Genomic DNA, 6,651 nt, shown 5'->3' on the forward strand with positions numbered 1-6,651 from the left:
CCAGGCGCACGGCAGGCATTGCGTCCAGAGGATCGGCTTGAGCATCGAAGGTGTCGGCGTCGGCCGCCAGCGGTGGCGGCCGACGACGACACCTTCGATCCTCAAGCCGATCCTCTGGACGCAATGCCTGCCGTGCGCCTGGCGATGGAGCAGGGCGGGCATGTTTCGGCCAGTAGCCAGTCCCCGGTCAAAACTCCATCAAGCGACGCGGCTCCTGCCGCAGCCCAGGGGCAGGCCAGCGGGATAGCCATGCTGGTCGATGATAAAAGCGATGACTCGACCACTGGTGAAGGGGGCGAGAAATCCTTTAAAGGCCTGGTCGATGAGGGTCTCAAGGACCTGAAAAGCGCCTCCAGCGATACCCGTGTGGATGACTTCGCCAACCGCCTGGCGGCGCTGACCCAGGCGGCGGTGCCGAAAACTACCAATGCGCTGCCGGTCAACCAGCCGTTGGCCATGCATCAGAGCGGCTGGTCCGAAGAAGTTGTAAACCGCGTGATGTACCTCTCCAGCGCCAACCTCAAATCAGCCGATATCCAGCTGGAGCCTGCCGAACTGGGGCGTCTGGATATTCGGGTCAATATTGCGGCTGACCAGTCGGCGCAGGTCAACTTTGTGAGTGGCCACGCCGGTGTGCGTGAGGCGCTGGACAGTCAGATGCACCGCTTGCGCGAAATGCTCGCTCAGCAGGGCATGGGCCAGGTGGACGTCAACGTGTCGGATCAGCAGCGCAACTGGCAAGGCCAGCAGGGCCAGGAGCAACAGGCCCGTAGCGGTAGCGGTGGCCAGCGACTGGACAGCCTTGTTGATGACGAGCCGGTGGAAGTGGCTGCGGTTGCGCCAAGCGTGGTGCTGGGCTCCAGCGCGGTGGATTACTACGCGTAAGCGCTAGCACTAAAACACCTGTAGATACTCTGTTGCAGGTCAAGCCCTATTGTGGGAGCGAGCCTGCTCGCGAACGACCTTCGCGAGCAGGCTCGCTCCCACAGTTGCAGTGTTCCTTCGCCAGCTGCTACGCAATTTGAATTGGCGTGAAGCCTTCGATCCCTCCACTTCTGGCATAACACTTGCTCTGCCTACCCTCGGCACCTGTGAAAACCGAAAAGTGACGGATTATTGGCATGGCGACGAGCGACGCAGTAAAAGACCCCGCCGTTAAAGGCAAACTCAAGCTGATTATCCTGATCGTCGTGGCTGTGCTGCTGGCGATTGGCCTGTCTGTTGGCGCCACCTGGTATTTCATGCACAGCCCCAAGAGCGAAGCTGTGCCGCAAGCTGACGTGAACGTCAAGCTGCCTGCCCTCTATGAACCGATGGCCCCGGCCTTTGTGGTCAACTTCAACGCCAATGGCCGTCAGCGCTATATGCAAGTCAGTGTGACCCTGCAAGCGCGCGACCCTGCCGATCTCAAGGCGCTGATGGTGCATATACCGGTGATTCGCAACAACCTGGTGATGCTGTTTTCCGGGCAGGCCTTTGACGACCTCGCCACACCGGTTGGCCAGGAAATATTGCGCCAGAAAACCACTGCCAGCGTGCAGGAAGTTGCGCAAAAAGAACTCGGCAAAGTGGTTATCGATCAGGCGCTCTTTACTAACTTTGTATTGCAGTAGGATCACGACATGGCCGTGCAAGACCTGCTGTCCCAGGATGAGATTGACGCGCTGCTGCATGGCGTCGATGACGGTCTGGTACAGGCCGAAACCGCTGCCGAGCCCGGCAGTGTCAAAAGCTACGACCTGACCAGTCAGGATCGTATTGTCCGGGGTCGCATGCCGACCCTGGAAATGATCAACGAGCGTTTTGCCCGTTACACCCGCATCAGCATGTTCAACCTGTTGCGCCGCTCGGCGGATGTGGCGGTGGGCGGGGTGCAGGTGATGAAGTTCGGCGAGTACGTGCATTCGCTGTATGTGCCCACCAGTCTCAACCTGGTCAAAATCAAGCCGCTGCGCGGAACGGCGCTGTTTATCCTCGACGCCAAGCTGGTGTTCAAGCTGGTGGACAACTTTTTTGGCGGCGATGGCCGTCACGCCAAGATCGAAGGCCGTGAATTCACCCCCACCGAATTGCGCGTGGTACGCATGGTGCTGGAGCAGGCCTTTATCGACTTGAAGGAAGCCTGGCAGGCGATCATGGAAGTCAATTTCGAGTACATCAACTCTGAAGTTAACCCGGCCATGGCCAATATCGTCGGGCCCAGCGAAGCCATTGTGGTGTCGACCTTCCATATCGAACTCGACGGCGGTGGCGGCGACCTGCATGTGACCATGCCGTACTCGATGATCGAGCCGGTGCGCGAAATGCTCGACGCCGGTTTCCAGTCCGACCTCGACGATCAGGACGAACGCTGGAGCAAGGCCCTGCGCGAAGACGTGCTCGACGTCAGTGTGCCGCTGAGCGCCACCGTGGCCCGCCGCCAGTTACGCCTGCGCGATATTTTGCATATGCAGCCCGGCGACGTGATCCCCATCGAGCTGGAAGATGAACTGGTGATGCGTGCCAATGGCGTGCCGTCATTCAAGGTCAAACTGGGCTCGCACAAAGGCAATCTGGCCTTGCAAGTGGTTGAGCCCATCGGTCGGCGCTAGGCGCCTGGCCACAAGAATTTGCTGTGCTAATGATTGAATGCCCGCCGAGGACACCCCCATGGCTAACGAACACGATACAACCGCTGCAGACCAGGCGCTGGCTGATGAATGGGCAGCTGCGCTGGAAGAAACCGGCGATGTTGGCCAGGCCGATATCGACGCGCTACTGGCGGCCGATGCGGCAACCAAGCCCTCTTCCAGCCGACTGCCGATGGAAGAGTTCGGCAGTGTGCCGCGCAACAACCAGCCGGTGACCCTGGATGGCCCCAACCTCGACGTGATTCTGGATATTCCGGTGTCGATCTCCATGGAAGTGGGAAGTACCGACATCAATATCCGCAACCTGCTGCAACTCAATCAGGGCTCGGTGATCGAGCTGGACCGTCTGGCCGGCGAACCACTGGATGTGCTGGTCAACGGCACCCTGATTGCCCACGGTGAAGTGGTGGTGGTCAACGAGAAGTTCGGCATCCGTCTGACCGACGTGATCAGCCCAAGTGAACGCATCAAGAAGCTGCGCTGAATGAAACGGCTACTTGGCGGTTTACTGGGCTTGCCCTTGAGTGTGCTGGCGGCCGAGCCGGTGGTTGCGACCGCAGCGGCTCCGGTGGCTGGCGCCAGTGTTGGCGGGCAGCTGACCCAGCTGGTACTGGGTCTGCTGCTGGTGCTGGGGCTGATTTTCGCCCTGGCCTGGTTGCTGCGCCGTGTACAGCAGGCGGGCCCGCGCCAGGGCCAGGGCCAGGTGATCGAACTGATCAGCTCCCGGGCCCTGGGTGCGCGGGACCGGCTGGTGCTGGTGCAGGTGGGCAATGAACAGATCCTGCTCGGCCTTACGCCGGGCCGGATAACCCCGCTGCATGTGCTCAAGGAGCCGGTGCAGGTGCCGGGTAGTGCGCAACCGGCCACCCCCGAGTTTGCCAAGCGCCTGATGGAAATACTCGGTCAGCAAAAGGACAAGCCTTGATGCGTTTTGTAGTCGCGCTGTTGTTGGCACTGGCCGCGCCATTGGCATTCGGGGCTGACCCGTTGTCGATTCCGGCGATAACCCTGGGCACCGGGGCCAATGGTCAGCAGGAGTACTCGGTCAGCCTGCAAATCCTGCTGATCATGACTGCGCTGAGCTTTATTCCGGCATTTGTCATGTTGATGACCAGCTTTACGCGGATCATCATTGTGTTTTCGATCCTGCGCCAGGCCCTGGGCTTGCAACAAACCCCATCGAACCAGATCCTTACCGGCATGGCGCTGTTTTTGACCCTGTTTATCATGGCGCCGGTTTTCGATCGGGTAAACAACGATGCCTTGCAGCCCTATCTGGCCGAAAAGCTCTCGGCCCAGGATGCGATCCTCAAGGCTGAAGTGCCGATCAAGGACTTTATGCTGGCGCAGACCCGCAGCAGCGACCTTGAGCTGTTTATGCGCCTGTCCAAACGTACCGATATCGCCACCCCGGATGCCGCACCCCTGACCATTCTGGTGCCGGCGTTTGTCACCTCGGAGCTTAAAACCGCCTTCCAGATCGGTTTTATGATCTTTATTCCGTTTCTGATTATCGACCTGGTAGTGGCCAGTGTGCTGATGGCCATGGGCATGATGATGCTCTCGCCACTGATCATCTCGTTGCCGTTTAAAATCATGCTGTTTGTACTGGTGGATGGCTGGGCGCTGATTATCGGCACCCTGGCCAGCAGTTTCGGCGGAGTTTGACCCCATGACCCCAGAAGTCGCGGTAGACCTGTTTCGCAGTGCGTTGTGGCTGACCACCCTGATGGTTGCCGTGCTGGTAATACCCAGCTTGCTGGTGGGGTTGCTGGTGGCTATGTTCCAGGCCGCGACCCAGATCAACGAACAGACCCTGAGCTTCCTCCCACGCTTGCTGGTGATGCTGGTCACCCTGATCGTGGCCGGGCCGTGGCTGGTGCAGACCTTTATGGAATACATCCTGCAGTTGTACGGCAGCATTCCGCAGTTGATCGGCTAAATGTCGCTGCTCGCCCTGACAGACGCGCAGATCAGTACCTGGGTCGCCAGCTTTATGCTGCCGCTATTCCGGGTGGGCGCGCTGCTGACCACCATGCCGATCATCGGCACCACCCTGGTGCCCAAACGCATCAAGTTGTTTTTGTCCCTGGCGATTACCCTGGCAATCATGCCCAGCCTGCCGCCGTTGCCCGCCGTCAACCCGCTGGATCTCAGTGGCCTGATGCTGATTGCCGAGCAAATCGTCATCGGTGCGTTACTGGGGTTTGCATTGCAGCTGTTTTTTCATGCGTTCGTGGTCGCCGGGCAAATTGTCGCGATCCAGATGGGCATGGGCTTTGCGTCCATGGTCGACCCGGCCAACGGGGTCAACGTGGCAGTAATCGGGCAGTTTTTCACCATGCTGGTGACCTTGCTGTTTTTGTCCATGAATGGCCATCTGGTTGTATTTGAAGTGTTGACCGAGAGCTTCACCACCTTGCCGGTGGGCGGTGGCTTGTTGCCCAACCACTACTGGGAAATCGCCAATAAACTCGGCTGGGTGCTGGGTGCGGCGTTGCTTCTGGTACTGCCGGCGATCACTGCGCTGCTGGTGGTCAACATTGCCTTCGGCGTAATGACCCGGGCCGCGCCGCAACTGAATATCTTTGCCATCGGTTTTCCGCTGACCCTGGTGCTGGGCATGGTGATCCTGTGGATCAGCATGGCGGACATTCTCAACCAGTATCAACCGCTGGCCTCTGAGGCCCTGCAGTTTTTACGTGATCTTGCGCAGGCCAGATAGCCATGGCCGAAAGCGAGAGTGGCGCCGATAAAACAGAAGACCCCACGGAGAAACGAAAAAAGGACTCCAGGGAAAAGGGTGAAATTGCACGTTCCAAAGAGCTGAACACCCTGGCCATCATGCTGGCTGGTTCGGCGGGCTTGCTGATTTTTGGCGGTGCGCTGGCGCAGGATTTGATGGAGCTGATGCGTTACAACTTCAGCTTGAGCCGCGAAGTGCTGCTTAATCCGGATTCCATGGGCGCGTTTCTGCTGCATTCAGGGAAAATCGCCTTGATCGCGGTGCAGCCAGTACTGATCACGTTGTTGATCGCGGCCCTGGTCGGCCCGATATCCCTTGGCGGCTGGCTCTTTGCTGCGGGCAGCCTGGCGCCCAAATTCAGCCGCATGAACCCGGCCGCCGGGATCAAGCGCATGTTCTCGGCCAAGGCGCTGGTGGAGCTGCTCAAGGCCCTGGCCAAATTCTTTATCATCCTGATCGTGGCCTTGCTGGTGTTGAAGTCCGACATCGATGACCTGCTGCGCATCGCCCATGAGCCGCTGGAACTGGCAGTGATCCACAGCCTGCAAGTGGTGGGTTGGAGTGCGTTGTGGATGGCCTGCGGATTGATCCTGATCGCTGCGGTGGACGTACCGGTACAGCTATGGGAAAGCCATCAGAAATTGCTGATGACCAAGCAGGAAGTACGCGACGAGCACAAGGATCAGGAAGGGCGCCCGGAGGTCAAGCAGCGCATACGTCAGGTGCAGCGTGAAATGTCCCAGCGGCGCATGATGGCGGCGATCCCGGATGCCGACGTCATAATCACCAACCCGACCCACTACGCCGTGGCCCTCAAGTACGACCCGGAGAAGGGCGGGGCGCCGATGTTGCTGGCCAAGGGCAGTGACTTCCTGGCGCTGAAAATTCGCGAGATCGGTACCAAGCACAACATCCTGCTGCTGGAGTCGCCGGCGCTGGCGCGGTCGATCTATTACTCCACGGAGCTGGAGCAGGAAATCCCCGCCGGCTTGTACCTGGCCGTGGCCCAGGTGCTGGCCTACGTCTACCAGATCCGCCAGTACCAGGCCGGCAAGGGCAAGCGCCCGGACCCCCTCAAGGACTTGCCGATCCCGGCGGATTTGCGCCGTGACGAGTAGCGTGTCAGTTGACGGGGTGGAGTGCAGGTATTTTGCGTCGAGTAGTTACTTTTAAATTCGCCTCCGTCAAATAATCTCTGCTAGGGAAGCTCCGATCAACTTGCCGCAACCGCGCAGTAAGTTGAAAATCCCGCTGAATTTGGCGCTATTGACCGCG

The 6,651-nt window shown here is 59.3% G+C and carries 9 protein-coding genes; all 9 read left to right on the forward strand.

Annotated features, from left to right (window positions below; genetic code table 11):
• Positions 1 to 885: flagellar hook-length control protein FliK (locus GHO03_RS23155; RefSeq protein ID WP_153400598.1), on the forward strand; the 885-nt coding region annotated here is incomplete at its 5' end.
• A 236-nt stretch (positions 886 to 1,121) separates the two neighbouring features.
• Positions 1,122 to 1,613 carry a flagellar basal body-associated protein FliL gene (gene fliL / locus GHO03_RS23160; RefSeq protein WP_095018906.1) on the forward strand — a complete coding sequence of 164 codons (492 nt, stop codon included), beginning with the start codon at positions 1,122 to 1,124 and terminating at the stop codon, positions 1,611 to 1,613.
• A gap of 9 nt (positions 1,614 to 1,622) precedes the next feature.
• Complete coding sequence (gene fliM, locus GHO03_RS23165; RefSeq protein ID WP_019828822.1) at positions 1,623 to 2,591, forward strand: flagellar motor switch protein FliM; 969 nt, start codon at positions 1,623 to 1,625, stop codon at positions 2,589 to 2,591.
• Between the two features lie 58 nt (positions 2,592 to 2,649).
• Positions 2,650 to 3,114 (forward strand): flagellar motor switch protein FliN, encoded by a 465-nt coding sequence (fliN, locus tag GHO03_RS23170; protein ID WP_095002606.1) that lies wholly within the window; start codon positions 2,650 to 2,652, stop codon positions 3,112 to 3,114.
• On the forward strand, positions 3,115 to 3,555 hold the full coding sequence (fliO, locus tag GHO03_RS23175; protein WP_153400599.1) for a flagellar biosynthetic protein FliO: 441 nt from the start codon (positions 3,115 to 3,117) through the stop codon (positions 3,553 to 3,555).
• The gene (gene fliP / locus GHO03_RS23180; RefSeq protein ID WP_095002604.1) at positions 3,555 to 4,298 is read left to right on the forward strand and encodes a flagellar type III secretion system pore protein FliP; all 744 of its coding nucleotides are present in this window, start codon (positions 3,555 to 3,557) and stop codon (positions 4,296 to 4,298) included. The genes fliO and fliP overlap by 1 nt, the downstream gene beginning before the upstream one ends.
• Before the next feature lie 4 nt (positions 4,299 to 4,302).
• Positions 4,303 to 4,572: a flagellar biosynthesis protein FliQ gene (gene fliQ / locus GHO03_RS23185; protein WP_095002603.1), complete on the forward strand. Its 270-nt coding sequence runs from the start codon at positions 4,303 to 4,305 to the stop codon at positions 4,570 to 4,572.
• On the forward strand, positions 4,573 to 5,355 hold the full coding sequence (fliR, locus tag GHO03_RS23190) for a flagellar biosynthetic protein FliR (protein ID WP_095002602.1): 783 nt from the start codon (positions 4,573 to 4,575) through the stop codon (positions 5,353 to 5,355).
• 2 nt (positions 5,356 to 5,357) lie between these two features.
• Entirely contained in the window at positions 5,358 to 6,494 is a 1,137-nt protein-coding gene (flhB, locus tag GHO03_RS23195) for a flagellar biosynthesis protein FlhB (RefSeq protein WP_095002601.1), read from the forward strand.
• Positions 6,495 to 6,651 lie beyond the last annotated feature (157 nt).

It is taken from the genome of Pseudomonas sp. FSL R10-1339 (assembly GCF_009600545.1).
In the GTDB taxonomy this organism is placed as follows: Bacteria; Pseudomonadota; Gammaproteobacteria; order Pseudomonadales; family Pseudomonadaceae; genus Aquipseudomonas; species Aquipseudomonas bubulae.

Coding starts and splice junctions, on each gene's coding strand:
- fliM (WP_019828822.1), top strand. CDS start 1,623: ATGGCCGTGCAAGACCTGCTGTCCCAGGATGAGATTGACGCGCTGCTG.
- fliQ (WP_095002603.1), top strand. CDS start 4,303: ATGACCCCAGAAGTCGCGGTAGACCTGTTTCGCAGTGCGTTGTGGCTG.
- flhB (WP_095002601.1), top strand. CDS start 5,358: ATGGCCGAAAGCGAGAGTGGCGCCGATAAAACAGAAGACCCCACGGAG.
- fliP (WP_095002604.1), top strand. CDS start 3,555: ATGCGTTTTGTAGTCGCGCTGTTGTTGGCACTGGCCGCGCCATTGGCA.
- fliO (WP_153400599.1), top strand. CDS start 3,115: ATGAAACGGCTACTTGGCGGTTTACTGGGCTTGCCCTTGAGTGTGCTG.
- fliN (WP_095002606.1), top strand. CDS start 2,650: ATGGCTAACGAACACGATACAACCGCTGCAGACCAGGCGCTGGCTGAT.
- fliR (WP_095002602.1), top strand. CDS start 4,573: ATGTCGCTGCTCGCCCTGACAGACGCGCAGATCAGTACCTGGGTCGCC.
- fliL (WP_095018906.1), top strand. CDS start 1,122: ATGGCGACGAGCGACGCAGTAAAAGACCCCGCCGTTAAAGGCAAACTC.